We start from the raw sequence: 26,565 nt of genomic DNA on the forward strand, positions 1-26,565 counted from the left end.
CGTAATAATAAAAATGATTATCATTCAACTTAATGCTACGCTCAGGCGGCCGCTTTGCTCTGTCGCCAGTGAGAACCTATCGTGTCAGCGTTTGAACAGTATTACGTAGAAGTCCTGCGCTTTCTGACGCGTAAGCTGCGCGACCGCGACAGCGCCCAGGAGATGACGCAGGAAACGTTCAGCCGGGCGTTGACGTTGCCATCCGGTGGGCCGGTGCAATCACCGCGCGGCCTGCTCTATCACATCGCACGTAACCTGCTGGTCGACCGCTATCGCCATCAGCAGCGTCAATCCCATGAAAACCTTGATGACATCGATGAATCCTGTATTGTCGCACCCGGCGGCTGGCAGCCTGAGGCTCAGGCCGAAAGCAGCCAGTATGCGGCTCAACTGGTGGCGACTATCGACAGTCTGCCACCGCGCTGTCGTCAGGCGTTCGTGCTGCACCGTTTTGACGGGCTCTCACAGAATGAGGTGGCGAAGCAGATGGGGATTTCTACCAATATGGTTGAAAAACATATTATTCGGGCGATGACGGCCTGCCGGGAATGCAGCGAACGCTGGCAGGACAGCAAGGGATAATGCGATGAATACCTCTGATTCCTCACGCACCGAACGGGCGGAGAAAGCCCAGCACTGGCTACTACAACAGCAGGCGGGGTTAACGCCCCGGCAGCAGCGGGAGTTTGCGCGCTGGCAGGCTGATGACGACAATGCTGCTGAGTTTGCCCGGGCGCAGCGCTTGTGGCAGCAACTGGGTGCGTTGCCTGCGGCTGATATTGCCCGCCTGCGCCAGCAAACCCGGCGCGAACTGTCCGCCCCGACACGGCGGACCCGACTGCTTTGGCCTGCAATGGCGATGCTGTTGCTGGCGGTGCTGGTCTGGCCTGCCTGGCAGAGCCTCGCCCCGGCTCAGTTCGAACAGAGCTACGCCACTGCACGCGGCGAACAGCGTCTGATTACCCTTCCTGATGGCAGTGAACTGAATCTGGATGCAGGCACCCGGCTGCATGTTGCTTTTTATCCGCAGCGGCGCGAAGTGTGGCTGGAGCAGGGGCAGGCCTTTTTCCAGGTGGCGCATCAGGCAGAACGCCCTCTGACGGTGCGTAGTGGCCCGTCACGGGTGACGGTACTCGGCACCGCCTTCAGCGTTCGTTATATTCCGCACTCGATGAGTGGGGAAGGGGTGGATGTCGCAGTGCGTTCCGGTGCCGTGCGCGTTGGCCCGCTGTCAGGCTGGGAATACAGCTGGTGGCGATTGGTGAAAACCGTTGGACTGTCTCAGGCTGATGCTCATCTTCAGGTGCTGCGCGCCGGGCAACAGGGCCGCAGTGATGCCCGTGGTTTGCTGGTGGCAGAAAACGCCATTGCTCCGCAGGCGGTCGCCCCCTGGCAGCAGGCGCGAGTCAACTTTGATAACACCCCGCTACCGCTGGCGCTGGCCGAATTCGCCCGCTACGGTGCGGTGAACTATCAGGCAGATCCGCAGCTGGCGGATTTGCGCATCACAGGAAGTTTCGAATTGCAGCGGCTGGACAGTTTTGCCAGAGCGCTACCCGCCGTGCTGCCGGTGGTACTGAAGAAGCAGGGTGACAGCACACTGATCGTGCCGCGTAACAGCAAAGCAAAAAAGTCGTAAAAAAAATGGCGATGTGACGTCAGGGTTTTGTCGACCTGTGCGTCTACTAAGGGAAATGATTCTTATTACATAACCTTTGGGAACTGACACATGGCTCTGTTTACCTTTGCTGCACTGCCGGGAAAATCTCTTAAATACAGCGCAGTATCGCTGGCTATCGCACTGAATACGCTGGCGCCTTATGCTGCTGCGGCAAGTACAACCGTGGCAGTTTCACTGCCGCAGCAGCCGTTGTCGTCGGCGCTGAACGCGCTGGCACAACAGGCTGGCGTTCAGCTTATCGTTGCGCCATCGGCGGTCGCCAATAAAACCGCCCCTGCCGTGAGCGGCACCATGACGCTGGAAAGCGCCCTCGACCGCCTGTTACAGGGCAGTGGCCTGCACTACAGTCGCCAGAACGATATGGTCACCGTCGAGCCGGGCGATACCCTGGATGGCAACACGCTGACAGTCACCGCCAACAGCGGCCAGCAGGGCGGCAGTGTTCCGCAGCAGACCAGCAGCGCCACCAAAACCAACAGCTCACTGCTGGACGTCCCGCAGTCAGTCTCCGTGATCAGTCGCCAGCAGATGGACCGCCAGAACGTACAAAGTGTGACGGAAGCACTGCGCTATGTGCCGGGGGTAAAAACCGAAACCTACGGCGTTGACCCAAAAGGCTATGACTGGATTTATATTCGTGGCTTCAATGCATTAACCACTAACGACTATCGTGACGGTCTGCGCCAGCTCAACAACAGCTACAGCTATTTCCGTACCGAGCCGTATGCACTGGAACGCATCGATGTGGTACGCGGCCCGTCATCCACCCTGTTTGGCCTGGGTGATGCCGGTGGCATTATCAACCGCGTCAGCAAACTGCCGACCGCCCAGGGCGTGCATGAAGTGGAAGTGCAGCTTGGCAACTTCGACCGCCGCCAGCTGCAGTTCGACCTTAGCGACAAGATTAATGATGACAGCCGTTATCTCTACCGTCTGGTGGGGGTAGCGCGCGACAGCAATACCCAGTTCCAGTACGCCAACGGCCCGAAAGTGAAAGATGATCGCGTGTATATCGCCCCCTCATTCACCTGGCTGCCGAATGCCGACACCAGCCTGACGCTGCGTGCCGACTACCTGCGCGACAGCTCCGGCGGCACCATCGCCGTATTGACGGAGCCTGATGGCAAAGTCACCGATACGCTGCTGGGCGATTACAGCTATAACCATTTCCGCAACGAGCAGTTCACCGTGGGTTATGAGTTTAGTCATCAACTGAATGATGCTATCCAGCTGCGCCAGAACCTGCGTTTTGGTCAGACCGATACCATCCTCAATAACCTGCTGCCGGGCGCGACGGATTACACCGCAGGCACCCAGGCACGTAATGCTGTGCGTTTTGATGAGCATATGCAGGCGTTCAACATCGACAACCAGTTACAGGCTGATTTTGCCACTGGTACGATCAATCACACTTTGCTGACCGGCATCGATTACAGCTGGTTGGACGGTAACGCAAAACGCTTTAACCAGGCTGCTCCGACGCTGAATATCTTCCAGCCACAGTACGGTGTGGATATTTCTGACCCGACCACGCTGGTGAATAATAACAATCAGACCACCTCCCAGCTTGGCGTCTATGCGCAGGACCAGATCTCCCTGACGCCGAACTGGCTGCTGACCGTGGGGGGGCGGCATGACGATATCAGTATGCGTACCCAGAACAACCTGACGGAGAACACCAGCTGGTTGGATAAAGATGCCTGGACCGGTCGCGCCGGGTTGACCTGGCTGGTGGGTAACGGCCTGGCGCCATATATCAGTTATGCTGAGTCCTTTACGCCGAACAGCGGGACAGACAGCAGCAATAATACGTTCACGCCGAGTAAGGCACACCAGGTTGAGGCCGGGATCAAATACCAGCCCGATGCTGACCTGTTGATGACGCTGGCAGCCTTTGAAATCACCAAAACCAATGTGCTGACCAACGAACTGGTCAATGGCCTGGCGACCGGTTACCAGACGGCCTCGGGCGAAGTGCGTTCACGCGGTATTGAGTGGGAAACCCAGGCGCAGCTGACGCAAAATCTGCATGCGCTGGCGTCTTACAGCTATACCGATACGGAAATCACCAAGAGCAATGACGGCGTGCAGGGCAATAAACAGGCTAACGTCCCGAAACATATGGCGTCAGTATGGTTGAGCTATGGCTTCACCCAGGGCGTGTTGAATGGCCTGACGCTGAACAGCGGCGCACGCTACGTCGGCAGCATGTATGGCGATAATGAAAATACGGTGGCGGTGAAGAACTTTGCTCTGGTTGATGCGGGCGCTGCGTATAAGGTTAACCAGCATCTGACCTTCGGGATGAATGTGCAGAATCTGCTGAACCATCAGTATGTTGGCACCTGTGACGGCACCACCAGCTGCTATCCGGGCCAGGAGCGTACGTTGATTGGTTCCGTGAAATATAACTTCTGATGTCACAGGGATTGTGGCGGCGGCGCGACTGCCTGAAAGCGCTGTTGCTGGCACCGCTGGCGTTCAGTCGCGATCTGTACGCGCAGCCGCTGGCGACAGATCGCATTGTGGCGATTAACTGGGCGGCAGCGGAGCTGATGCTGACACTCGGGATCACGCCGCTGGCGATCTCCGACAGCGGCTATTTTCGCCGCCGCATCCCCGACCCGGTGCTGCCTGCCGTGGTCAGGGATATCGGCCCTTACTGGGAACCCAATCTGGAGTATCTTGCCCAACTGCGGCCATCACTGATCCTCAGTGATGCGCTGTCGCCGTCAATCCTGACGGCGCTGGCGCGGATTGCTCCGGTGGAAGTGGTGAATATCTACCCGGCGGAGGGGGATGCCTGGCAGTCGCTGTGTGACTGGCTGCTGCCGCTGGCGGCCCGGCTTAATCGTTTGGCGCAGGCACAACAATTGCTGGATGCGGCCAGCCAGCATCTGGCTGATTTACGACAGCAACTGGCGACGCGTGCGCGTCCGAAAGTGTGTGTGGCGGTGCTCAATCAGGACGGTAAGCATGCCACGGTTTATGGCCAGCACAGTCTGGTGCAGTGCGTACTGGATCGGCTGGGGCTGGTAAATGCCTGGCAACAGCCGGGTAACCGCATTGGGTTGGCGAATGTCAGCATCGATCGTCTGGCGACTCTGGCTGATACCCGGCTGTTTTATAGTGAATTGCCCACCACCGCTGACCGGCTGCGCAAGGCACGGCAGTCCAGCGCGTTGTGGCAGCATCTTCCTCTGGTGCAGCAGGGCGATGCCGTCCCGCTGCCCTCCTTTTTTCCGTTTGGTGGTGTACGCACCGCCCTGCGTCTTGCCGACAGCCTGGCGCTGCGGCTGCTGAGTGAACCCTGATGTCACGCTATGCGCCGCTGGCGCTGTTCTGCGGTTTGCTGCTGTTGGCGCTGGCGCTGACGGCCCACCATCTGTTGCCGTTGTTGCACGACAAGGGCAACGGTCACCTGCTGCTGCACTACAGTTTTCTCCCCCGACTGACGATCAGCCTGCTGGCCGGAGGCGCACTGGCGCTGGCCGGTCTGCTTTTCCAGCAGGTACTGCGTAATCCGCTGGCCGAACCTGCCACTCTTGGCGTAGCCGCTGGATCGAATCTGGCGATTGCGCTGGCGCTGGTGCTGGCACCCGGTCTGCTGGTGTGGGGGATGGCACCGGTGGCGCTAGTGGGCGCGGGCATCACCACTCTGTTACTGCTGTTGCTGGTGGCGAAGCAGCAGCTGGCGACGCTGAACATCCTCCTCGCGGGCATGGTACTGAGCCTGTATGCCAGCGCCATTTCTACGCTGCTGGTCATGTTTAACCACGACTATCTCAGCGATTTGTTCAGCTGGCAGGCGGGGGCACTCGGTCAGAATGGCTGGGACAGTGTGCGTCTGCTGCTGTTGCCGTTGCTGCTGCTGAGTGGTGGAAGCCTGCTGCTGGCTCGACCGTTAACGCTGATCGGTCTGTCAGAGCAGAGTGCCGCCAGCCTCGGCGCTTCACCGTTGACCGTTCGCCTGCTGACGCTGTTGATCGCCGTGGCGCTCAGTGCGTTGGTCACCAGTCAGCTAGGCATTATCAGCTTTATTGGCCTGGCGGCTCCCGCACTGGTGCGGCTGCTGGGCGTACGCCGTTTCAGCCAGCAGTTACCCTGGACCCTGGCCTTTGGGGCATTGCTGTTATGGCTGATTGACCAACTGGCACAGTCACTTTCTCCCGCAGCGGGCGATGTGCCAACCGGCGCGATTACCGCATTATTCAGTGCGCCGCTGATCCTGCTGCTGCTGTCCCGCCAGCGGACCATTCGTTTTCCTCAGGCCGCAGCGGATGTACCTGCTTTTTCTCCACCATTGGGTGGCCGTAAGATCGCACTACTCCTGTGCCTGCTGTTGCTGACGATCGGCTTGTCGCTGGGATGGAATCGTCAGTTCACTGAAGGGATGCTGCTGGCGTGGCGCTGGCCGCGGCTGCTGGGATCGCTGGCTGCCGGAGCGATGCTGGCGGTGGCGGGTGTGTTAATTCAGCGCCTGACGCGCAACCCGCTGGCCAGCCCTGAGTTGCTGGGCATCAGCAGCGGCGCATCCCTGGCGATACTGCTACTGTTTATGCTGGCGGGACCGTTATCATGGATGTTTCCTGCCGCGCTGCTCGGCAGCCTGCTGGCGACCGGGGCGATGTTGTGGCTGGGGGCCCGGCGGGGTTTTCAACCACAGCGTCTGGTGCTGGTGGGGTTGTGTCTGACCAGTATCAGCGGCGCGCTGACCAGCCTGCTGATGCTAAGCGGTGACCCGCGTGCGTTGCAATTGCTGAACTGGAGCACTGGCTCGACCGCAGGTATCACGGCCAGCGTTGCGTTGTTCGGGGCAGGGCTGGCGGTCGTGTTGATTCCTTTGACGCTGCTGCTCCGGCGTGGTCTGCAACTGCTGGGATTGGGCACACAGCCCGCGCAGTCGTTGGGGCTGCATTTGCGTACCCATAGTCTGTTAATTCTGCTGCTGGCGGCGGCGCTAACGGCGGGCGGTACGTTGTTGATCGGGCCGCTGAGTTTTGTCGGACTGATCGCTCCACAGCTTGCTCGCTACAGTGGTGCGCGCAGTGTGTCCGCTCAGATTGGGCTGGCAGCATTGCTGGGGGCAACGCTGATGGTGCTGGCCGACTGGCTCGGACGTAACATCGCCTGGCCGTGGCCCGTTTCGGCAGGGATAATTTGCTCACTGATCGGCGCACCCTGGTTTTTATGGCAACTACGTCGGCGCTGAATGAGTGCCGACGCATCTGCCTGCGACTGATATTGACCAGTCCGGCGGTGTCTCTCTGGCTGTCAGGTGGTCAGCAGCTGATGTAGCGCCTGTAAATCACGTTTCACCCATTCCAGTTCCTGGGCGAATTTTTCATCCGACAGCAGTGGCTGGCGAAAAACGGTGATTAACACCTGTGAGCCCTCTTCGTTGGCGACAATGCGCATAGGAACGAAGATTTCTTTGCTATAACCGCTGTCAATATAGTGGTCCATAATGCAGAACGGGTTATGTTCGGTGAAGCGTACTTTGACCGGTCCCTGTGGGCCACGCCCTTTCCAGCTATTGCCATCTGGCTCAAGCGGCCCCTGACTCAGACCCGAAGCCCACTTGGGGAAAAACTCCGGTTTCCAGATCGTTTCATACAAATCTACCCAGTTACGATGGATAGCCAGGCTAAGAGTATGTGAGGACAGCATAATACCTCCGGTCAGTGGTCAATAACGGATTTAACCATCCTGAAAGGAAGATGGGAAGGAGGAGCGTTCCATTGTGTTAACTGGGTAGCGAAGCGCGAGGACTGAAGCGACAAACGTGAAGGCGGTCTGACCTGAATAAGGTCCCTCACCGCTAGCGCAGCTTTCCGCTACGGTGAGGAATCTTGTCATTTACATGCTTTTTATTTCAGCATGCGAGGTTTCTACATCATAACGTCCGTGGAAACAGAGATCGATTGGATGAGGATGCCAGTCAATAAGCCCTCTTATTTCAAAAAGAATCATACCATTTTTCGTGGGGTGCTCTTCGGTCAGTAGCGAACGCACCATCAGTGATTCAGGAATAATCCTTGTTTCAAATCTCAAGATCGCTGTTCTGATATTTTTTTCAATCGAATGCCATCGATGCTGATTGGCAAAGCTTCCGACCAGGGCACTTACGCCATAGTTTACCACTGAATCGGCGACCAGATTGTGCCTGTATTCATCAAGACTGTCTTCGATGTTGGTGTTATTCAGCATCGTAGCGATATCTTTCTGAACAATTGATCGCATCTTTCTCGAATCAAAAAAAAATTCATCAAAGCGTTCACTACTTTTTTTCGGCTCGTCATCCTGCAGTCTTTCCAGTAATGTAGGCAAAAACTGCCTTTTCTTTTCCATCACTGAATCCTCAGGCAAACGTTATTTTTCCGCTTTCCAGTAAAGAGAAATCACCTGCATCGGTAATGATGACCTTGCGTCCTGATCCTTTGGAACAGGTGGCAGAGACATCTTCCCACTCTGTGACTAAACCGAGTTTGGCATCCTTACTGGCATTTTCCATCAGGGGATAGCGTGAAGGGATGTAACCGTAATACACATCGCTATGGGTCTGAATATGGGCTTTAGACCAGATCAGATCGATGATTTCTTTCGGTTTTTCAATGCTCAATGATTTTATCTCGGAGAAGGGTACCCAACGGTAACCACCGGCAGCAATAAACTCACAGGCAGGCCCAATACGCCCGTCACTGTCTGAAATCCAGGAAAAGGACCCTATGTGCGGACTTTCCCCGGCGCTTCCATTCACCAAAGAGAAAGCCTGGCTACGCAGTTCGTCCTGCTCGTTCAGCGCTCCGTCAGACAGTAACTTGTTTGCCTGATTTAACAAGTTAATCCATTCGGGTAACTCAAGATTGAGCATGCCAGGTAAGCGTTCGCCACGCAGCACTTCTTCTCTGATTAATTCACTGAATATCAGGTTTTTTGCAATTTCTACTTCTTGTAATGAATCACTATTAATGACTTCGATGGTTTGCAGTTGCATCAGTGCTTTTTGCCACGAACCTTCAATACAGTATAGTTTGTAGAGTGTTTCACGTAAGGAGATATCATCAGGTTTAGCTTTAACCTGAGACAAACAATTCGCCAGGACCTCCTCAAGTGAGGCGGTCTTCAACGATCCATATAATGACTTTGTAGTATCCATCTACTTTTCCTTCAGAGTATATTTTAGTAATGACTGTCCAGACCAATCTTATAAAGATCCTGGAAAGCAAGTTCAGGTATAACTTTTTTCTCTTTTGCCGTGAATTTTTCCGGCGCCAGTAGCATTAATATTTCATATTTTTCTTCTTCATACAGAACATCATCCTGCAGGTTGGCAACTTCAAGTTCATCCCAGACTTTATCAATCAGTGAAGGAGCATCCAGAATACACTCCATGATGGTTTTCGATTGCATATCCGATCGGGTAGCATCAAAGAAACCATCATCATTAATAACGTAATGAGATTTTTTTTCATCCTTATTATAAAGATTGCTGTTGATCTGCCCCCAAATCAGGAACTTCTTATATTCAGTTTCTAGCGGCTTAATTGCATCATTCTCACTGACTCTTTCCGAGAACATCTCATTTGAGTAATTAAGATCGGCAATATAATGTGCGCCACTCGGTAAAATATCTTCTATTTCAGGAATGTGAGTGTTGCTTCTGTCGGTTTCATAGCCATTCAATGTATAGAATATATCATCAAGAGCCGTCGTGCTCTCGCTCACCACTGCCTGAATATTATAATGGCCTATTTGTATTTCTGAACCTAAATTCAGGGTGCGAATTTCGTTCTTTTCAACAGGGATCCCATCAATGATACAGACATAATCGCTACAGGCATTGAAAACGGCGACCCCGGCGAGTGTCCAGTAAAAATACACAGTATTCTCTTCTGGTAGAGCAGGATGCTCGTCTGAAAACTCCCCCTTTATGACGTTGAAGCCCACACGCGCTTCTGATGTATGAGATTCATCAAGTTTGAAGCGATAGTGTTGATCAGGCCAGGTGATTGATAAGTACATTATTTATCCACCGATATAAACATCACCAGAACCACTGGCGACTGCGGCACCGCATCCGCAGACGTCTCCCAGACGGGCTGCGTTGCAACTATTGATAAACACAGATCCCGAACCGGAAGCAACCGGTGCAGCACCATGAATGGCACAGGTCGCAACGCTGCCGCCCGTGATAGCGGCGTTAGAGCTGTTGATCGTGGTATCGCCTGAACCTGAAACAATCACTCCACCGTGGCAGACTGCATCACTAACTCTGGCTGCATTTTGCATAAATCACCTCATGTTGATTAATTCATGATCAAGTAAAAAGGGCCCGAACTGTTTCGCCATGATTGGCTTGAGTCAGGTCCGGCCCTTTTAGTGTTTATCCCCGTTGCTTAGGGGCCCCACGTCGGGGTCACCGGCGGTTCGGTCACAGGCGGCTTGGTCACAGGCGGCTCGGTCACCGGCGGCTTGGTCACAGGTGGTTTGGTTACCGGAGGCTTGGTCACCGGCGGCACAGTTACTGGAGGCTTAGTGACAGGCGGGAATATTGGCAAGGGTGGTAACGGTAGCGGTAAAGGAATGAATCCAAACGCTGTCAGCCCTGGTAAACCGGGTAAAAAACCACCGCCACCGCCGCCACCGCCGCCACCGCCGCCTTTACAATCGCAACAATCACCGGGGTTAATATCAACCTCACCAGCTTGTATGACAATTTTTCCACCGGCGACAATTTTAATGTTTGAAGCCGAGATGGTGAGCATGCCACCTGAACTGATTGCGAAAGCCCCCCCGGCAACGGCTGAAGCTGCACCACCCACTGCCAGTGCACTGGCACCACCAACAACTGTTGAAATGGCACCGCCTACGGCAGTTGCCATGGCCCCCCCCACATTGATGGCGTTTGCTCCACCCACAGCGAGTGAGTTAGCGCCGCCCACACAGGTTGCCATAACACCACCTACGTTGACGGAGTTCGCTCCACCTACGGTATTTGACTGGGCAGCGCCAACAACAGTGGTCATAACACCACCGACGAGTAGGCTATTGAAGCCCAATATGTTTGCTGTCTGGAAACCACCGACAAATTTCGTTCTGGAAAGGCCAACCTTAAGATTTGAGTTCGCACCAATAACCTGTTTTTCGTTAGCTTTTGTCAGGCGGCTCATATCGCGCTCAGCTTGCTCCCAGTAGCGTTCAAGACCAGGTTTATCTTCAAATCGTACGCCGTTGAAGTTGGTTCGTCCGCCACCGACAGTACGGCTGACCAGGCCACTTTGTGTGGCATTAGCCGGAAGATCCCAGGGAGGCATCGTAACGTTATTGTAAAGACTACCTAAAATCAGAGGTCTGTCGGGATCGCCATTAAGAAAGTCGACAATGACTTCATGACCAACACGAGGAATGTTGATTCCACCAAAATTATTACCTGCCCAGGCCTGGCTTACACGCAGCCAGCATGAGTCTGATTCGATATTTTTACCGTAGCGATCCCACAGAAAATGAACTTTGACCCTGCCATATTTATCGGTCCAGATATCTTGTCCCGGAGGGCCAACCACAATGGCTGTTTGTGGGCCACGAGTCTTAGGTTTTATCGCAGTTCGTGGATGACGATAAATTTTGGTTGTCGGCTGTACGGTAAATTCGCATTGGTATTTAAAATCTTCCTGCCCTGATACCTGACCAATTTCTTCAACGTCTAATTTGCTGGAAATGATGAGATACTCGCGATTAACTTTTTTAACCGGGAATCCTTTGAGATTAAAATTAGACCCACAGACAACGCCGCGCAACTCACCAAATCCAGTTGCACGAGAACCCATTGCACCTAATTCCTCAATACGTACTTTCGCTAATTGCTCACCAATGCCGGGCTGATCGTAATCGCCTGGCCAATGATAAACTTCCATGTCATTAAAACTGGTTTTACGGGGTTTGCTGTCCAATGCCATAATATCAGCACGTGACTTAGTGAAGTCGTAGTCGTTGGTCACCCATGAACCTGTGGTGATAGTTTCCTGATGATCGAATCGGGTAACATACTCTCCACCTGCCTTCGGTAAATCAGGTTCATATTTGAGCGTATGGTAAGCAGCACTCTTAAATTTTTTGTGGGCACCGACATGATCGACAATAACCATTTTATGCTTATGTCCATGGTGCTCAAAAAACCAGTAAATGCCCCATTCTTCCATCAAACGCTGGATGAAGTTAAAGTCAGTTTCACCATATTGAACCTGAAAATCGAGCTGTGGGTAACTGCCACTAAGACGTTTATCTAATGGGAAATGATAATCAGATAACACTTCATCAATGATCTCGACCACATTCATATGCTGAAAAGTTTTATAATCTGATGTTAGATCAGTCAGATAAAGCCAAGGTCTGATAACAAATTCATGCTTGGCCTGATTGGCATCACGCCCAAGAAATCTCGCCTGCTGCACCAGCCCTGATATTTCGCGTATCCCTTTCCCAACGCCTGTAACCGCATCAAGGCCGCTGCCATCCAGCTCTATCTCGATCGTCATTTCTTTTCCAATGAGATCTTTAATCTCAATGTTTGACGCAGATTGCCAGGGGATCAAGGGATTAGCGGCAGTTTTGGTCATTATGGTGTACGAGTAAAGTGTAGATAATGACTCTTCACCTTTAAGCGTCGATGGGACCAACGCCGGTTCCCCTAACAAGAGAGGCATTGCAGCGCTGTACAAGTTAATAGTTCGTGACATGAGAATCACCTTATACGAAATTGATTATCCATAACCACTAACGGCGGGCGTTAGTAATATCCATCGGTACCGATATTTTCTTAGAGTCGATAATTCGACCATATCGACTTTGTCGCCAAAGCCAGACTGAATTTCCGTTCTGAATGCACTCAGGCCAGTTTTTCCATGGCATAAACTCCACTCCCCCATTAATGGGTATCTGATTGTCCAAAATGTGGCAATTTGACAGTAATGGCTCAGATGTATTAATGAATCTATAGCTTTTACGAATTAAAACAGATTCTAAAAATGGCGAATAGTGTATCTGTAAGGCTTTAATCCACTCCAAAAAATGAGGGTTTTTTTTATTGGCATTCATTTCACCTTGTCGAGCTGCAAGGATTCTTGACTGCCAAAAAGCGATGTGAAATTTTTTTTTGAAGTCCAAAGCTATAACATTATAAGGAAGTCGAGAAAAAATGACACAAAGGCTATCTTTATTACAGTTATTTTTAGAAATAGTCAATGCACCGATGTAATAGTGTTTTCGGTTTAGTTGTTTTGCCGAAAAAACAAAGCACCATGGATAACTATCGGATAGTTCATTACTCTGAGAGAGCGTTTTAATCTCAGGTTCAACCATATCCTGTAAGAATTTAAGTATTCTCCGATGATGCTTTCTACGCCAGTGATACCAGCGATAGTGGCGACTATCATCAATAACAGATATCTGCAATGTCATATTCACCTCCTCTGGTAATATTTATGAAAATTAAATAGACCAAAGGTCACCCTGGACACTGGAAGTCCCGCAGTAAACGCGTAATTAATCGATCATCATAGGTGATTCCTGATGCTTTGATATCCACGCGTCGGTTACTCAAGGAGAACACCATGACAGGGTTAGCAGATGAAGAGTTTTCGATTTTTTTCACGTTGTCCATCCAATGGAAAAGAGCCCAGGGGCCAGTGAAAACCAGGCCGGAGGTTTTATCAGCCATTCTTGGCTGGGCGGTCATACTGACAATGGAACCCATGCGACTGCCCGGCCAGGTAAATGTTTCCGGAGCAACCGGCCCGTGTGAGTAGTCCATCGTCGTCCCATCGAAATTCATACTGAGCTGGGTGATGGTAGGTGCCATGTAGGGCACAGAGATCGAGAAGTTAATCGACATTTGTTTACTTTCTCCGTTCTGGAAAAAGGTATTACGGATGTCCTGGGCCTGTTCGAACGTCTTCAGTGTGCTGGAGTCGTTCTCTCCATTGTCACTGTTATAGCGCCATGGTTTGACGGACGTATTGACCTTATCAGCCAGATTATTTTTGAAGAACATCTCAGCCAAGCCACCAGGTGCGAAGAAATGTTCAAAATCACGAACACGTACTTCTTCAAGACTCTTGGTAAAAGGATAGCGTCCCTCAAGAGTGTTTCTACATACCTCACCCAGATCCGCTTCTATCTTTTTATTACTTTCAGAGATAACCAGATGGTTGACCTTTTTATAAGCACCATTCAGAAGTGGTTCAATAATATTCTTTAGTGGGTCAGGCCAGGTTTGTGATTCTGCACTGATCTTAAGGCCTGCATCTGACAGCGTCGGCATATTGCCACTTTTGAGTGCATTATCAGAAAGAACAAAGAGGGTGTACTGGTCATGGAGAACCCCCATGATGTTCCTTAAACGGCTGCCAGTCATGGCCGTGCTACCCGCCTTTTCACTTGGACGTGTAGAGCCTGTAACAAACTCTCGCAGGGTGGAGAAGTGACTATCGACACCTTCCCATAACCGCTTTTTCTCTAGTGATATCAGCAACTGATTGGCTTTATTCACGTTTTGTAGCAAACGTGTATTTGAAGAGCGGCTATCAATTAACTCTTCGTTCTGTAAGGCCGAGAGTGTCGTTTCCTCAACAGCCCTTTGCGCCAGATTCACCAATGGTGAATCTGATGAAACCATGGTCCGCAGCAAGTAAATATCAAAGGACAGTGCTAACTGTCCATTTCGATTCTGTGAACGATTTGAATTCAGGCTGATCTCACTGAGAAAGCGACTCCACCGTTGGGTATATTCATCATAGTAACGCTGCATAATCTTTTGCTTTATAGGATCGATGCGTTTAGCGTTTGCCAGCATGGCAGAGCCGAGCAGCCCCAACTCTGCATGCATTCTGGCTGAGCTGAATTCTGCTAACGAGGTGTTATGTTTACTTTCCATGACCCAGCTATCTTCATCATTAAGTCTGGTAACAAGGGCGGTGACTTTTTTTTTAAAAACCTGATGGTAACCGACATAGGTAAACAATCCAGGAATGCTGGTCGCATGATGATCGGCTTCATCCAGGGTGAAAATCTGGTTAGCTTTACCATCGGTCATTTTATCTAACGTCAGGTTTTCTGGGGCATCATCCTGCATAATCACCTTCATGCGTTCATAAAGGCGGTCACTGAGGGAAATACGTCCCAATACATCCCTTGCCTGTGCAACCAGTTCAGCATCTATCGGTTGTGAATAATGGTTCCATTCCGGTAAATCAAACAGATTATCTAAATGAGAAATGAAAATTTCTTTATCGGCGTAAGGTATAATTTTACCAGAATCATCCCAGGCCTTAGTGATGGTATCAATAAGAAATTTCTTATCGAACTTTCCTTTCCCATTGAGCATCAGGTACGCTTTTAACGCTGTATATATCTCACCATTATCATCACCAAGAAGTGCATCCTGAAGCTTATCTTGCGCTTCATTTTGCACATTTGGAAAAAGCAGTCTCTGTAAGAAGTAGTGATATAATGAGGTCGATTTTGATGTGATATCCCAGCCCACATATTGGCCGAACCTGAAGTCCAATGGCGGGTGTTCAACGTCCAGGTCACTATATTCAGGCATGTACTGAGCCATGGATAGCAATGTCGGAATTAGCTCTGTGTTGTTTGCTTTCTCAAACTCTTCAACTTTACCTTCTAAGGAAACCACTTTTTCACGAATAGTGTTGAGGTATCCATCATTATTATAATAACTATGATAGAAACCATTGATAAGCCATGCAGTTAACAAAATACATGAGCAATGTATAAATATGTTCTGGAATCGGTATTTAGATTCAGCACTTAAGTTATGGCGCACCAGATGGGCATCTTTAACGATGATCTCTGAAAATAGGGTCTTGAGAAAATAATGGCGGCCATAAGCGTTGTCAGTGACTAAAAAATCAGCATCATTATATCGCTTTGTGACGGATTCAACCGCGTTAACGGAGCGTCTGTGAACAAAGTTATCCCACTTGTGCATTAACGTACTGTTATTTAATAGATAAACATCAGCAGGTTGGTGATTACTGACGAAATATAACCCACGCAAACTGGTGAAACCTTTGCTTTCGTCATATCTGGAGGTGAAAAATATATTTTGCAGCATGTCAGATATTTCTTGTGACAGAACACGGAAATCCTGAGGGAAGCTGTACATTCTTTTTCTATCGCTAAGATTCAGCTCTTCCTGCTGGCGTAATGTCATCTTCTCTTCAATACGACTTTCCAGCAGTGCCAGCTCCGCGTCAACACGCTCACGCAGGTCAGAAGCCGGCATTTTCATTTCTTCGCCATAAGGGAAGGTGACGCCCCAAATCTGTTCGCGTTCCTGCTCTGTCAGTATCCTGAAGTATTCAGAAAAACCAGAAAGTTGATCGACTTTTGACACCAGTACATAGACCGGGAAGTGTATTCCAAGCGTTTTTCGAGTATCATCGAGTCTTGCTCTAATTTTAGCTGAAAGATCGTACAATTCGGCCTTGCTGCGCCCCATAACATCAGTAACACAAATGTTGATAATAACACCGTTTATGGCTTTTATAGATCGGTACTTCTTGATGCCATTTAAAATATTGCTCCATTCATTATTACTTTCTTCCGCCTGACTAACATATTTACCAGCGGTATCTAAGAATAGAGCATCATTCGAAAACCAACATTCACAATTGGTTGTTGCCATCGTCTTTCGGGCAATTTTTTTTAATTGTTCTGGATCGGGGAAACTCTGCCCTGACGACAGTACTGATGATGTTTTACCGGCATTTTCAGTCCCAATTACCATGTACCAAGGGAGATCGCTAAGGAATTTTTCTGGCAGGAAAAACTGCTTAAATTTCGAAGCATTCTTGCTGATATTTTTAATGTAATTGTTAGCATTTCGAATTATTGAGAAAATTTCAGCTTGATTGTAATCTTCCTTTACCTCTTCATCTTTAATGAATTTATCTAAGAATTTTGGGTTTCTCTTTAACGCAACAATGAGATTCCAGACACCATAAATAAAAGCAAGTGCGAGTATGCAACCAATTACGATCACTCTACGATTTATGCTATTAAGTGGATAGGACTTACCCATTAAAAGGTATGGGCCCATGATCCAGACTGCACAGCTAAGCGCCAGTAATACCATAATAAATAGAGGGAATCTGAACCATATTCCTATCGTACAGAACAGCGAAAGAACGATCAAAATGATGCGTGGCTCAACACTTTCTAATGGTCGTGTTTCTCCAAATCCGAAAAATGGTCCTAAATACCAAATAAAGAGCACCAACAAAATGAAACATGCCACTGTCAGCATGAATTTTGTTACACGGGTTGAAAATAATCTATTAATTAAAGACATTTCTGATCTCATCAATACGTAACGAAGAATTCTACGCGTCTGTTTTGCGCACGACCTTCGGGTTTGCTATTACTACTCACTGGCTGAGTATCACCTACGCCTTGAGTATGTATTTTTTTCTCAGATAAGCCGGTGTTAACAAAAAGCCTGGCTACCGCCTTAGCGCGTAACTCTGAAAGAATAGTATTGTTTTCAATTCCAGGTTTGTGAATCGGCGTTGCATCGGTATGTCCAATAATAAGGACACTACCATTGACTCTTTGTACTTCTTTAGCGACACGATTCATAACATAATCCATCTCAGGCTTTACAGATGTTGCACCGCTTTCGAATATTGAATCACCTTTGAATATGACTTTACTTTGCTCTTTCGTCTCGTCAACACTGACCAGACCTTTCGCTATTTCATTTCTTAGTAAATATGCGAGCCTAAGTTTCTTTGCCTCAGGTTTTGCCACGTTCAATTTTTTCATCGCAAGAATTTTATGCTCAATAACACTCTGGTTAACGGATAACCAGTACTTATACCAAAAAAAAGTTGAGGCAATTAAAATCCCGCATAACAATAATGTCACACGTACGGGAACGATTAACTTCTCACGTTTTGGCTTTCCGCGGCTAACCAGACCGTGTGGCGATAAAATCGTCGACGCTGTATCTTTTGTGCTTTGAATAATGGTAAGTAATCGTTGTCTTATTTTCGTCAGTTGACGGTCACCATCTTCAATAATACTGTAACGACCTTCAAATCCAAGGCCAAGAATACGCAAGAGTACCTCAAGAACATCTGCATATTCATGGGGATTCATAGAGAGGCGGCCAACTAACAGGAAAAATTTGTTACCCCCGTCGTTATCGCCTTCGAAGTGGTTGAGTAGGTTGCTCTGTGACCAGCCAGCATTTTGCGCCCACGTTTTTTCATGCGCTGCTTCATCCAGTGCCGTACACAGACAGTAGCGAACAATGGCCATTTTCTTCCACGAGACATCTATCTCATCGCAAACAATAACGAAGAGATTAATTTCATTTTTTATACTTCTTTTGAGCACTTCGACATGTTCTGCCGAATCGACATGTTCAGGCATTTCACTTAACGCGCGAAGCAAATATTGGCTCGCTTCCAGTAGTGGGTTTTCAGCCTGCCTGATGTTGACCAGGCGCTGCTGGACACTCTCACTTCTTAACGATGTTTCGTTTAGATAGTTCTTCTCGCTATGAAGAAATCGTTCAATTTCATCCTCCTCATTGCTTTGTTTAACACTATGATCAATGGAAATACTGTGCTCATCCGGCAGAAATCTGCCGAGCGCCTGAGGTGTAAGTTCTTCTGGCGGGACGTCTTCAGCCTCAAGACCACGGTCCTGTATTTCGCTCATTAGTTCCTGACTCCCCAAAGTTCCATTTTTATCCCAGGGAATTCACCAGCTACGTGTAGGGCTATTGCACCTGTAGCAGAGATTTTTTCCCAGAATGGTCCACTTTTGAGCAGATCGAAATAGACATAACCTGAACTGTAAGGAATCTGCCGTGGAGGAACCGGTAAGGCTTGCAGGACTAGCCCTGGTAGATGCGATCTAACCAGCTCATGCAATTGCTGTGGGGCGCTAATTTTTGTCTGTGAGGTAAATTGCTGCTGCAACACATCCATTGAGAGTTGTGCATGGACAGCAAGCACAAGGTTTGAGAATGAGTGTAATTCTGCAGGCAACATAGATGCAGACCAGACACCATTTCCTTTTGGTAGTAACGGGATCATTTGTCCTGCCCGTACCAATATCTGATTCAAAAGATAGTTCACTTCATCAACCAATGGCCGAATCGATTCATAAAGTCGAGCATGATCGTAACCTGGCGCAGCTATCGGGCGGCGTGTTGTTGTTCGTACAAAAGTGGATAATTCACCCGAAAACTTTGCCAGTTCTTGATATATGAGGATCGGTGGCAGCTCAGGAATATGCCTGATATGATCAAGAAGTGGTTCATATTTATTGAAAATTTGTAGCAGCAAATAGTCAACAACCTCTGCACCGGCACTCGCTTTTCCATCACTAGCGGATAGACGAGTTGCTAGCATTTCTGCTCGCATTTTAACCAGTCCATTAAGGTGTGTTAACCATTCTGTCAGAAGTATATTGGCTGCGTAAGCGGTGACTGGTGGAATATGGTCCTCTGAGTGAAGTAATACACTACCATCCGGTTGCATTGCCTTAACTTTAGTTAATGGCAGACCGAGCCAGGATTCCGTCATTTCTGTTTCGGGTACCAGGCGCATACGTAGCCTACTTAATTGAACAGGTTTAGCGCCTTGTCTAATCGCGTTAGTATCGTTAAGACTCGTTTCATAGGCCAAAAATCGTGCGAGAGAACTTTGATTGTTGCTATCAAAGATCGTCTCATCACTGTTTTCCAGACGAAGTGGAACGGCAAGATAGATCATCTTTCCTAAATGGTCTGGACTGATGGTCAGTGGCTCAGGAATTTCTGCATGCTCAGGGATATCGAATGGTGTTCCATCAGGTAGAACGCCGCCTCCTGATCTGAGAACCAGTTTCCCATATGCCAGCGCTTCTTTATCGATATCATATTGGGAAAAACCCCAAAAAAAAGGATTGAGGGTCGCTGTGCGCTTATGTACAAAATATTCTAAATAGCGTTCTTGTTGTTGGAATAGTTGGGGACGTAGAAACAGTCCTTCGCTCCAGACGACTTTATTCGTTCTCACATCTTAATCCATTTTATTGTTGAGATTGAAGTTTTACTAAAGTCAATACTCAGGGCTTTTGGTTCTTCTGAATGTATTAACTTCCACCAAGGAACAGGTTTAACATCTGGAAACATGATAGCTTTGTTCCATTCCGCAATGTTTATATCCCGATATGCGGCGACGACGCCCAGAGCTACACTGGATTTTCCAGGTTTAATCTCAATATTTCTTTTTTCACCTGGCATCAAAATAGCCTGATATAATTTGCTCGATTGTTGTGAAAATTCGATATTGGTGTTGTTTATTATTGAGTAATAATCACTGTTATCAAATGTATCGGGTGTTTTTAACTCATAAATGTAAATGCCAAGAGGTGATGGCCTGTTATGAATGTTAAGATTTACATCACTCGATGCTAACAATGTAACTTTTATAACTTCCTGGCTTTTTTCTCCAGGAAACAAACTGCATGATGTCAAAGCTGAGATGAAAAAAATTGCAAAAAATAGCAGTGTATAGCGTTCTGCGGACGTTTTTAACCATTTTGTCATCATAAAAATCTATTTTATAAAATGTAATAAAAGAAGACTACGCGGCATAAAACTTAAGCTGTACGATTGTTCTTAATGCTATAAATACCAACTGTGTTAATCAGTATGAAAATCGAATTTAGAATGCCCAGGAAGCCAAGTGATTTCCTGGGCAATGTTTCTATTGGCAATGCTCACTATCACTAAGATCGTGAGTTATTTCCCAGATACATATTAACCGTGCTGGTTAGCTTTAACATCATAAGTCGCAGAAATAACACCAGACTTCTGACCTTCGGCGTTCTGCATAATGTAATCTTGTGTCATTTTCGAGAATGAGAATTTCACGGTTTCACGAGGGCGAGATTCATCTTCTACAGAACCTGTCATTTCAACTAAGGTGATAATGACATCTGTAAATTTAATCATCAAATACTCAAGAGGGTTACCACCCGCTTTACGTACGACAAATTGAATGTTTTTGATGTGCTTACCTGTCAGACAGTAATTCAACAGGTTAGGACTGGCTTTGTCAGTATAGTGCTCAAAGCAAAAATCATTAACGGATGCTTTTCCTGAACCACCACCTGAACCACTGTGCATGTTCGAATGCTGACTCACGTCCCATTTCCACTTCAGGACCTGAATTTCGTTTTTATGAACAGCATCTGGAGATTCACCGTCGATACCATCAATTTTGATAAACATATCTTGTGACATGATAATTCCTTTTTTCTATGTGATAAAAGCCACAACAAGTGCGACAGCTGCATTTCCTACTTTAGGAAAATTTAATTTTTTTTCATATTGTGGTTTATTTGATAAATCCGAATGCAATTTTATTATTTCAGGCTTTATCAGTTAGAGCCTTTAAGTGAAGGTAGTTTAGCAACCATACGCAAAGACACAGTCAGACCTTCAAGTTGGAAATGAGGGCGCAGGAAGAATTTGGCCTGATAAAACCCTGGGTTTCCTTCAACATCCTCTACAACAACCTCAGCTGCTGCTAATGGACGACGCGCTTTGGTATCCATTGACGAGTTATTTGGATCGCCATCGACGTAGTTCATTATCCAGTCGTTCAACCAACTCTGCATATCATCACGTTCTTTAAATGTACCAATTTTGTCACGGACAATACATTTGAGGTAATGAGCGAAGCGTGAACAGGCAAACATATAAGGAAGTCGTGCTGAAAGATTAGCGTTCGCGGTTGCATCTGGATCGTAATATTCAGCAGGTTTCTGTAGTGATTGGGCTCCAATGAAAGCCGCATAATCTGTATTTTTACGATGAATTAATGGAATGAAACCATTTTTAGCGAGTTCAGATTCCCTGCGATCGGAAATTGCAATCTCCGTAGGGCATTTCATGTCGATGCCGCCGTCATCTGTAGGGAAAGTATGACACGGAAGATCTTCCACTACACCGCCACTCTCAACGCCACGAATCAAGGTGCACCACCCGTAGTGTTTAAATGAACGGTTAATATTGACTGCCATGGCGTAAGCTGCGTTCGACCACGTATATTTGCTATGATCAGCTCCGTCCGTTGTTTCCTCAAAGTCAAAAGCATCTACCGGATTTGTGCGAATTCCGTAAGGGAGACGTGACAGGAATCGAGGCATTGCGAGGCCGATGTAGCGTGAGTCTTCAGAATTACGCAGTGAATTCCATGCTGCGTATTCCAGGTTTTGCGTGAAAATTTTCGTCAAATCACGCGGGTTGGCGAGTTCTTGCCATGACTCCATTTGCAGCACCGATGGGGCAGCACCCGTGATGAATGGGGAGTGAGCTGAAGCAGAAATCTTAGCAATTGATGCCAGCAGATCAACATCGGGTGCCGTATGATCAAAATAGTAGTCCGCAACCAGACAACCATAAGGCTCACCACCCAGCTGACCGTATTCCTCTTCATAAACCTGTTTAAACAAAGGACTCTGATCCCAGGCAATTCCCTTATATCTTTTCAGGTTACGCCTCAGTTCGTTTTTAGATATATCCATAAAACGAAGTTTCAGCTTTTCATCTGTTTCAGTATTATTGACAAGATAATGCAGTCCCCGCCACGCACTTTCCAGCGACTGGAATTTTTCATGATGAAGAATCAGGTTGATCTGCTCTGAGAGCTTTCTGTCAATTTCAGCGATGTAGACAGCAATATTCTTATATGCGTCATCAGCAATTGTCAGAGAGTTCGCCAGCGCTTGTTCAGCCAATGTTTTGACTGCTGATGCAACAGCAGATTTCGCCTGTTCAGATTTAGGCTTAAATTCTTTTGTCAAAAGAGCATTGAAGTCGCTATAGGAGGTTGTCGCTACAGCCGGCTTTTCATTTTTTACAGTTTGAGTTGACATAGTTCCCTCTACAATAATCAGTCGTTCTCAGAAGCATTGGTATCTGGCGGGGTCGGTCTTGCTTCACTGGCCAGTGTATTGAGTAATGCTTTATCCTTCAGCACTTGAGTGACCAGGCTCTCAGCCCCTGCTTTACCATCCATGTAAGTTTGTAAGTTAGCCAGTTGTGTTCTTGCTTCAAGTAACTGAGATAAAGAATCAACTTTTGTTGCAATAGCATCGGGTGAAAAGTCGTGAATGCTTTCGAAGGTCATATCAATCATTAACATGCCTTCTCCGGTTAACGTATTAGGTACAGCAAATGCAACCCGAGGCTTCATTGCTTTCATTCGTTCATCGAAGTTATCAATGTCAATACTAAGAAACTTTCGGTCAACAACCGCGGGAAGTGGTTCTAAAGGTGTTCCAGATAAATCAGCCAGCACGCCCATCACAAAAGGCAGCTCGATTTTTTTTTCACTTCCGTAAATTTCAACATCATATTCGATCTGGACTCTAGGTGCCCGGTTTCTGGCAATGAACTTCTGCGCACTGCTCTTATTGATCGCCATTACTACTCCTTTTTAATAAGTTCCATGAGCATATAGATTAATATCGAGAGTGATATTTATCTATAATTTATCTGGTTGTAAAGTTGTTTTTTTTGGACGCTGTTTGGTGTCATTAACGTTTTTATTTATAAAAAAGCTCTATTCCCGCCGTGGTTTTTACTAAACCAGGAGTCACACCTTTTTTACCACTTGAATAATAGTTTGCAATATAGTCATGCGTTACCATATCGCCTGATTCAGAAATAAAGTAGTTCTGTGCGCTGACCTGGTCATCGATGCTAATTTGTGTTCCGTCTTCTTTTCGGAGTCTTATTTGTGTGTTTTTGCTATATCCATCACCTAATGTATTTAATAAGTTTCCAGTTAATGGGTCTGCTTGTGATGTATTACTGACGAACTTTAAAATTATATTTCTATTCGTCGGGCAGTTTTTTAGACCAATATCAAATGCGCCACTGCCGGCTTCACTTCCTGGTACTTTAAGGCTTTGAGTCGATATTACTGGTAATTCAACAATGTCCGTGTTTTCTTTGCCATTGATCACAATTTCGCATGTTTCATCATTGTATATTCCAGTAAATGAAACATCGACTGTGCAGTTCTTACAGTCTTGAGCAGCTACAATATTTGGGCTAACTGTTACTATAACCACTAACAGCATTCCTGAATATAGGATTTTACTCAAAAATGGGTGGGAGTTATTTAAATTATGCATTTTACCTCCATGGTAACTATCTGATTATTACCTTTGTCGGATGGCGCAATCCATTTCTTGTTAGGAAGAATACGGCACACACTTCGGCCTTCATCCCATTTAGCATTAAGTGTATTTATCGTTGGATCCCAGCCGCGAATAAATGCCATTCCACTTTGCCCAATAATTCCCTGGCTTACGCCATTCTCATTGAACAATTCGGTTCCTATCGGAAGGTAACTGTTATCAGAACGCTTTACTATAAGTATGTAAGGCGTGCCAACAATTGTCTTCATATTAACCAAAATGGCTGAGCCCGCTCTTGGTACAACCGTGCTTTCACTTTCTAGCACATCAACCGTGGCTGGAAGTCCTCTGGTATCGATAGAGACTGTGTTTTCCCGATATGCGGTTAATGAAGGCATGATGGCATATCCATTTGAGTCAACTTTAGAACCATAGCCGTTTAGTATTTTAGCCCCCCTTCCTCCTGGGGCGTTGATGATAGCAAAAGGAGAATCACCTATAGGCGGGCCCGCCGTAATGCCGCCCTGATGACCGATCACACTCCCGTTAGCAGAGAAAGAAACCTGATTGGTTGATTTATTATCAGCCGATGCTGTCAGGCCGAGGTTTCCTACAGGAGAACGATAGAAAGCATTACCAGAGACTGTTTCCTTAGTCCCTTCGTTATGATTTTTCGTCGTTGTTGTTCCAATCCCATAGTTCAGCTCATTCATTTCACCCTGGCTACCATTGGCATTGACCTGCAGAGAGGATCCTCCACCCTCATCATGCGTAAGAGTGGTATATATTGAGTTAAATACTGGCTGGCTGCTGATACTCTGGCCAAGTGGTATGTTGAAAGACAACATATACGTGTTCTCATTTCTACGGTTACTATTCATCGTTCGCATACCCGTAAGTGAGTAAGAAAAGTATCTTTCAGACTTATTATAGGTAAGGGAGTATTGTCTGGTTCCGGGCCTATTGTCCCAGTATTGATACATGCTGCCAGTGAAGTTTAGATAAGCATCATTCCATAAACGCTGGCCAATAGTCAGTGTCAGGCGTTGTTTAGCCCGATAATCTGATTCTTGGTTAGTGCTATGAGCGTACCGCTCAAGACTTGCTTCTCTAAACGTATAATATCCTGCCGTTGAGTACTTATACGCAGCAAGGGTGAGATCTGTATTTGTTGTTTCTAAATATCGACTAAAACCCACTCTAAAACTATTACCAGTTTTATTTTTATTTTCAGATAATTGGCTTTTTGCGTGTGTGACATCCAGCGATAATCCACCAATCGGCGTGTTAAATGCGTTACCCAGAGCCATTGAATAGAAACGCTGCGCAAACTGTCCACCACCATAAAGTGTGTACATATTGCCCACACCGTACTGGTAGACACCCTGCATCACTTTCGGTTTCGTTCTTAATTTATCTTCTCTGAGCTCCCCTGCATTGACACTAAACAAAGATACACCCTGATGTAGTAACATAGGTGGTGCTGAGAAGGGAATGCTTTGACTTCTGACCCGACCATCGGCTTCTGTTACCGTCATCTCGAGGTCGCCACCATATCCCATTGCCCCAACATCAGTAAGCTCAAACGGTCCAGGTGGAACGACTGTTTGATATACTGTCTGCCCGCGCTGTGTAATGGTGACTTTAGCATTTGTTTCTGCCACGCCTCTCAATACAGGAACATAGTTTCTTAATCCTTCCGGCAACATACGCTCATCTGATTGTAAGATAATGCCTCGAATATTATAACTATCGAAGATATCTCCTCTGGTATTACTATCACCAATCGTGAGGCTGCTTTGTAACCTAATGATGTCCGTTTGAGCAAAACCAAATAAATTCTGTGTGTGCGAACTCCCACGACTGGACATACCCAAGTTCAAACGCTTTCTGAAGCGCCATCCTTTAGCATTAAATCCTGTCTGCATGCCAATATTACCCGTGTATACAATGTTATTACTCCTGGTTCCGTACTTTGAGCCAGTATAACTGCGATACATATTTGCATTGTAATCAAGGAAAATAGCAGGAACGCCAGCATCCCATGTACTGGGATCAATATAACCTCGTGGGCGATAAATAATATTTATCTGAGGTACGGTGATATTTAACTCATAATCTCCGGCATTATAATGCACCGAACTATCTTCAATGATACTTTTTAATGTGAAACTGGCATCTTGTTGTTTTTCATCAGTTTGTAGATGCAGCTTGTTTTCTGAGTTCAGTTTTATCCCAAGGTTTTTTAGATCCTGAAGTGTAAAATACGGCTGAGAGTTGGGATTGTCTTTGGAGTTTTTAAAGGTGACGTCATATTTTATACGGTGAGTTTTGTTAACCACTATGAAAATACTATAAACACCAGGCTCAATTCTGTTACCTTCACTGAAACGTGAAACGTCCACCTCTGAACCGTGGATGAACATCGGGTTATAATCAACTTTTATTGGATCGCTTTCGCCATTGGCTATTTTTGTCTCTCCGCCATCTTGTGCGACAGCAACTGAGCAAACCATGCCTGCGACTAGTTTACATGCACTGAAAATTCGAATGCTGATGTTGTTAATTTTTTTCTGTGCTATGCCTCTTTTCGATATTAAATTGCTCAATTGGTAAGCTCCTTTTTCCAATGAGAATCTTTAGATGAA

General features: G+C 47.3%; 21 protein-coding genes. 5 read left to right on the forward strand and 16 right to left on the reverse strand.

The window, feature by feature from the left end:
• The first annotated feature begins 81 nt into the window (after positions 1-81).
• The 5 genes from FVB43_RS14190 to fhuB all read left to right on the forward strand — a co-directional run bounded on the left by FVB43_RS14190 (position 82) and on the right by fhuB (position 6,893).
• Positions 82-582: an RNA polymerase sigma factor gene (locus FVB43_RS14190; protein WP_133844539.1), complete on the forward strand. Its 501-nt coding sequence runs from the start codon at positions 82-84 to the stop codon at positions 580-582.
• A 4-nt stretch (positions 583-586) separates the two neighbouring features.
• Positions 587-1,639, forward strand: coding sequence for a FecR family protein (locus FVB43_RS14195; protein WP_167864204.1), 1,053 nt, complete (start codon positions 587-589; stop codon positions 1,637-1,639).
• 90 nt (positions 1,640-1,729) lie between these two features.
• Positions 1,730-4,099 (forward strand): TonB-dependent siderophore receptor, encoded by a 2,370-nt coding sequence (locus tag FVB43_RS14200; RefSeq protein ID WP_133844535.1) that lies wholly within the window; start codon positions 1,730-1,732, stop codon positions 4,097-4,099.
• Positions 4,099-4,995, forward strand: a complete 897-nt coding sequence (locus tag FVB43_RS14205; protein ID WP_167864205.1) for an ABC transporter substrate-binding protein — start codon at positions 4,099-4,101, stop codon at positions 4,993-4,995. The genes FVB43_RS14200 and FVB43_RS14205 overlap by 1 nt, the downstream gene beginning before the upstream one ends.
• Positions 4,995-6,893: a Fe(3+)-hydroxamate ABC transporter permease FhuB gene (gene fhuB, locus FVB43_RS14210; RefSeq protein ID WP_167864206.1), complete on the forward strand. Its 1,899-nt coding sequence runs from the start codon at positions 4,995-4,997 to the stop codon at positions 6,891-6,893. Before FVB43_RS14205 ends, fhuB begins: the two co-directional genes overlap by 1 nt.
• Positions 6,894-6,955: 62 nt before the next feature.
• On the opposite strand, the gene FVB43_RS14215 is transcribed toward fhuB, so the two are convergent.
• The 16 genes from FVB43_RS14215 to FVB43_RS14290 all read right to left on the reverse strand — a co-directional run bounded on the left by FVB43_RS14215 (position 6,956) and on the right by FVB43_RS14290 (position 26,526).
• A complete protein-coding gene (locus FVB43_RS14215; protein ID WP_133844529.1) occupies positions 6,956-7,351 on the reverse strand; it encodes a polyketide cyclase in 396 nt (131 codons plus the stop codon).
• A gap of 189 nt (positions 7,352-7,540) precedes the next feature.
• Positions 7,541-8,032: a type VI secretion system baseplate subunit TssE gene (locus FVB43_RS14220; protein WP_167864207.1), complete on the reverse strand. Its 492-nt coding sequence runs from the start codon at positions 8,030-8,032 to the stop codon at positions 7,541-7,543.
• 10 nt (positions 8,033-8,042) lie between these two features.
• The gene (locus tag FVB43_RS14225) at positions 8,043-8,840 is read right to left on the reverse strand and encodes a type VI secretion system accessory protein TagJ (protein WP_133844525.1); all 798 of its coding nucleotides are present in this window, start codon (positions 8,838-8,840) and stop codon (positions 8,043-8,045) included.
• A gap of 23 nt (positions 8,841-8,863) precedes the next feature.
• Positions 8,864-9,706 carry a TagK domain-containing protein gene (locus FVB43_RS14230; RefSeq protein WP_167864208.1) on the reverse strand — a complete coding sequence of 281 codons (843 nt, stop codon included), beginning with the start codon at positions 9,704-9,706 and terminating at the stop codon, positions 8,864-8,866.
• Between the two features lie 3 nt (positions 9,707-9,709).
• On the reverse strand, positions 9,710-9,973 hold the full coding sequence (locus FVB43_RS14235) for a PAAR domain-containing protein (protein WP_133844521.1): 264 nt from the start codon (positions 9,971-9,973) through the stop codon (positions 9,710-9,712).
• A gap of 107 nt (positions 9,974-10,080) precedes the next feature.
• A complete protein-coding gene (locus tag FVB43_RS14240) occupies positions 10,081-12,387 on the reverse strand; it encodes a type VI secretion system Vgr family protein (protein ID WP_167864277.1) in 2,307 nt (768 codons plus the stop codon).
• Positions 12,388-12,457: 70 nt separating this feature from the next.
• On the reverse strand, positions 12,458-13,141 hold the full coding sequence (locus tag FVB43_RS14245) for a hypothetical protein (protein ID WP_167864209.1): 684 nt from the start codon (positions 13,139-13,141) through the stop codon (positions 12,458-12,460).
• 46 nt (positions 13,142-13,187) lie between these two features.
• The gene (tssM, locus tag FVB43_RS14250) at positions 13,188-17,054 is read right to left on the reverse strand and encodes a type VI secretion system membrane subunit TssM (protein ID WP_167864210.1); all 3,867 of its coding nucleotides are present in this window, start codon (positions 17,052-17,054) and stop codon (positions 13,188-13,190) included.
• 11 nt (positions 17,055-17,065) lie between these two features.
• The gene (gene tssL, locus FVB43_RS14255; RefSeq protein WP_167864211.1) at positions 17,066-18,430 is read right to left on the reverse strand and encodes a type VI secretion system protein TssL, long form; all 1,365 of its coding nucleotides are present in this window, start codon (positions 18,428-18,430) and stop codon (positions 17,066-17,068) included.
• Positions 18,430-19,776, reverse strand: a complete 1,347-nt coding sequence (gene tssK, locus FVB43_RS14260) for a type VI secretion system baseplate subunit TssK (RefSeq protein WP_133844511.1) — start codon at positions 19,774-19,776, stop codon at positions 18,430-18,432. The genes tssL and tssK overlap by 1 nt, the downstream gene beginning before the upstream one ends.
• Entirely contained in the window at positions 19,773-20,312 is a 540-nt protein-coding gene (gene tssJ / locus FVB43_RS14265; protein WP_159338374.1) for a type VI secretion system lipoprotein TssJ, read from the reverse strand. Before tssJ ends, tssK begins: the two co-directional genes overlap by 4 nt.
• A 210-nt stretch (positions 20,313-20,522) precedes the next feature.
• Entirely contained in the window at positions 20,523-21,008 is a 486-nt protein-coding gene (locus FVB43_RS14270; protein WP_133844507.1) for an Hcp family type VI secretion system effector, read from the reverse strand.
• A gap of 137 nt (positions 21,009-21,145) precedes the next feature.
• The gene (gene tssC / locus FVB43_RS14275) at positions 21,146-22,645 is read right to left on the reverse strand and encodes a type VI secretion system contractile sheath large subunit (protein WP_133844505.1); all 1,500 of its coding nucleotides are present in this window, start codon (positions 22,643-22,645) and stop codon (positions 21,146-21,148) included.
• A 17-nt stretch (positions 22,646-22,662) separates the two neighbouring features.
• On the reverse strand, positions 22,663-23,196 hold the full coding sequence (tssB, locus tag FVB43_RS14280; RefSeq protein ID WP_133844503.1) for a type VI secretion system contractile sheath small subunit: 534 nt from the start codon (positions 23,194-23,196) through the stop codon (positions 22,663-22,665).
• Between the two features lie 121 nt (positions 23,197-23,317).
• Complete coding sequence (locus FVB43_RS14285) at positions 23,318-23,911, reverse strand: fimbrial protein (RefSeq protein WP_241008309.1); 594 nt, start codon at positions 23,909-23,911, stop codon at positions 23,318-23,320.
• Positions 23,899-26,526: a fimbria/pilus outer membrane usher protein gene (locus FVB43_RS14290; RefSeq protein ID WP_227535498.1), complete on the reverse strand. Its 2,628-nt coding sequence runs from the start codon at positions 26,524-26,526 to the stop codon at positions 23,899-23,901. Before FVB43_RS14290 ends, FVB43_RS14285 begins: the two co-directional genes overlap by 13 nt.
• Between the last annotated feature and the right edge of the window lie 39 nt (positions 26,527-26,565).

Source organism: Erwinia rhapontici (assembly GCF_012271765.1).
GTDB lineage: Bacteria > Pseudomonadota > Gammaproteobacteria > Enterobacterales > Enterobacteriaceae > Erwinia > Erwinia rhapontici.

Excerpts from the sequence above, each read along its gene's own strand:
- tssJ (WP_159338374.1), bottom strand. The coding sequence starts at position 20,312 with ATGATGACAAAATGGTTAAAAACGTCCGCAGAACGCTATACACTGCTA.
- FVB43_RS14240 (WP_167864277.1), bottom strand. The coding sequence starts at position 12,387 with ATGCCTCTCTTGTTAGGGGAACCGGCGTTGGTCCCATCGACGCTTAAA.
- FVB43_RS14270 (WP_133844507.1), bottom strand. The coding sequence starts at position 21,008 with ATGTCACAAGATATGTTTATCAAAATTGATGGTATCGACGGTGAATCT.
- FVB43_RS14285 (WP_241008309.1), bottom strand. The coding sequence starts at position 23,911 with ATGCATAATTTAAATAACTCCCACCCATTTTTGAGTAAAATCCTATAT.
- FVB43_RS14195 (WP_167864204.1), top strand. The coding sequence starts at position 587 with ATGAATACCTCTGATTCCTCACGCACCGAACGGGCGGAGAAAGCCCAG.
- FVB43_RS14215 (WP_133844529.1), bottom strand. The coding sequence starts at position 7,351 with ATGCTGTCCTCACATACTCTTAGCCTGGCTATCCATCGTAACTGGGTA.
- tssC (WP_133844505.1), bottom strand. The coding sequence starts at position 22,645 with ATGTCAACTCAAACTGTAAAAAATGAAAAGCCGGCTGTAGCGACAACC.
- FVB43_RS14225 (WP_133844525.1), bottom strand. The coding sequence starts at position 8,840 with ATGGATACTACAAAGTCATTATATGGATCGTTGAAGACCGCCTCACTT.
- tssM (WP_167864210.1), bottom strand. The coding sequence starts at position 17,054 with ATGTCTTTAATTAATAGATTATTTTCAACCCGTGTAACAAAATTCATG.
- fhuB (WP_167864206.1), top strand. The coding sequence starts at position 4,995 with ATGTCACGCTATGCGCCGCTGGCGCTGTTCTGCGGTTTGCTGCTGTTG.
- FVB43_RS14230 (WP_167864208.1), bottom strand. The coding sequence starts at position 9,706 with ATGTACTTATCAATCACCTGGCCTGATCAACACTATCGCTTCAAACTT.
- tssL (WP_167864211.1), bottom strand. The coding sequence starts at position 18,430 with ATGAGCGAAATACAGGACCGTGGTCTTGAGGCTGAAGACGTCCCGCCA.
- FVB43_RS14220 (WP_167864207.1), bottom strand. The coding sequence starts at position 8,032 with ATGGAAAAGAAAAGGCAGTTTTTGCCTACATTACTGGAAAGACTGCAG.
- FVB43_RS14245 (WP_167864209.1), bottom strand. The coding sequence starts at position 13,141 with ATGACATTGCAGATATCTGTTATTGATGATAGTCGCCACTATCGCTGG.
- FVB43_RS14205 (WP_167864205.1), top strand. The coding sequence starts at position 4,099 with ATGTCACAGGGATTGTGGCGGCGGCGCGACTGCCTGAAAGCGCTGTTG.
- FVB43_RS14200 (WP_133844535.1), top strand. The coding sequence starts at position 1,730 with ATGGCTCTGTTTACCTTTGCTGCACTGCCGGGAAAATCTCTTAAATAC.
- tssB (WP_133844503.1), bottom strand. The coding sequence starts at position 23,196 with ATGGCGATCAATAAGAGCAGTGCGCAGAAGTTCATTGCCAGAAACCGG.
- FVB43_RS14235 (WP_133844521.1), bottom strand. The coding sequence starts at position 9,973 with ATGCAAAATGCAGCCAGAGTTAGTGATGCAGTCTGCCACGGTGGAGTG.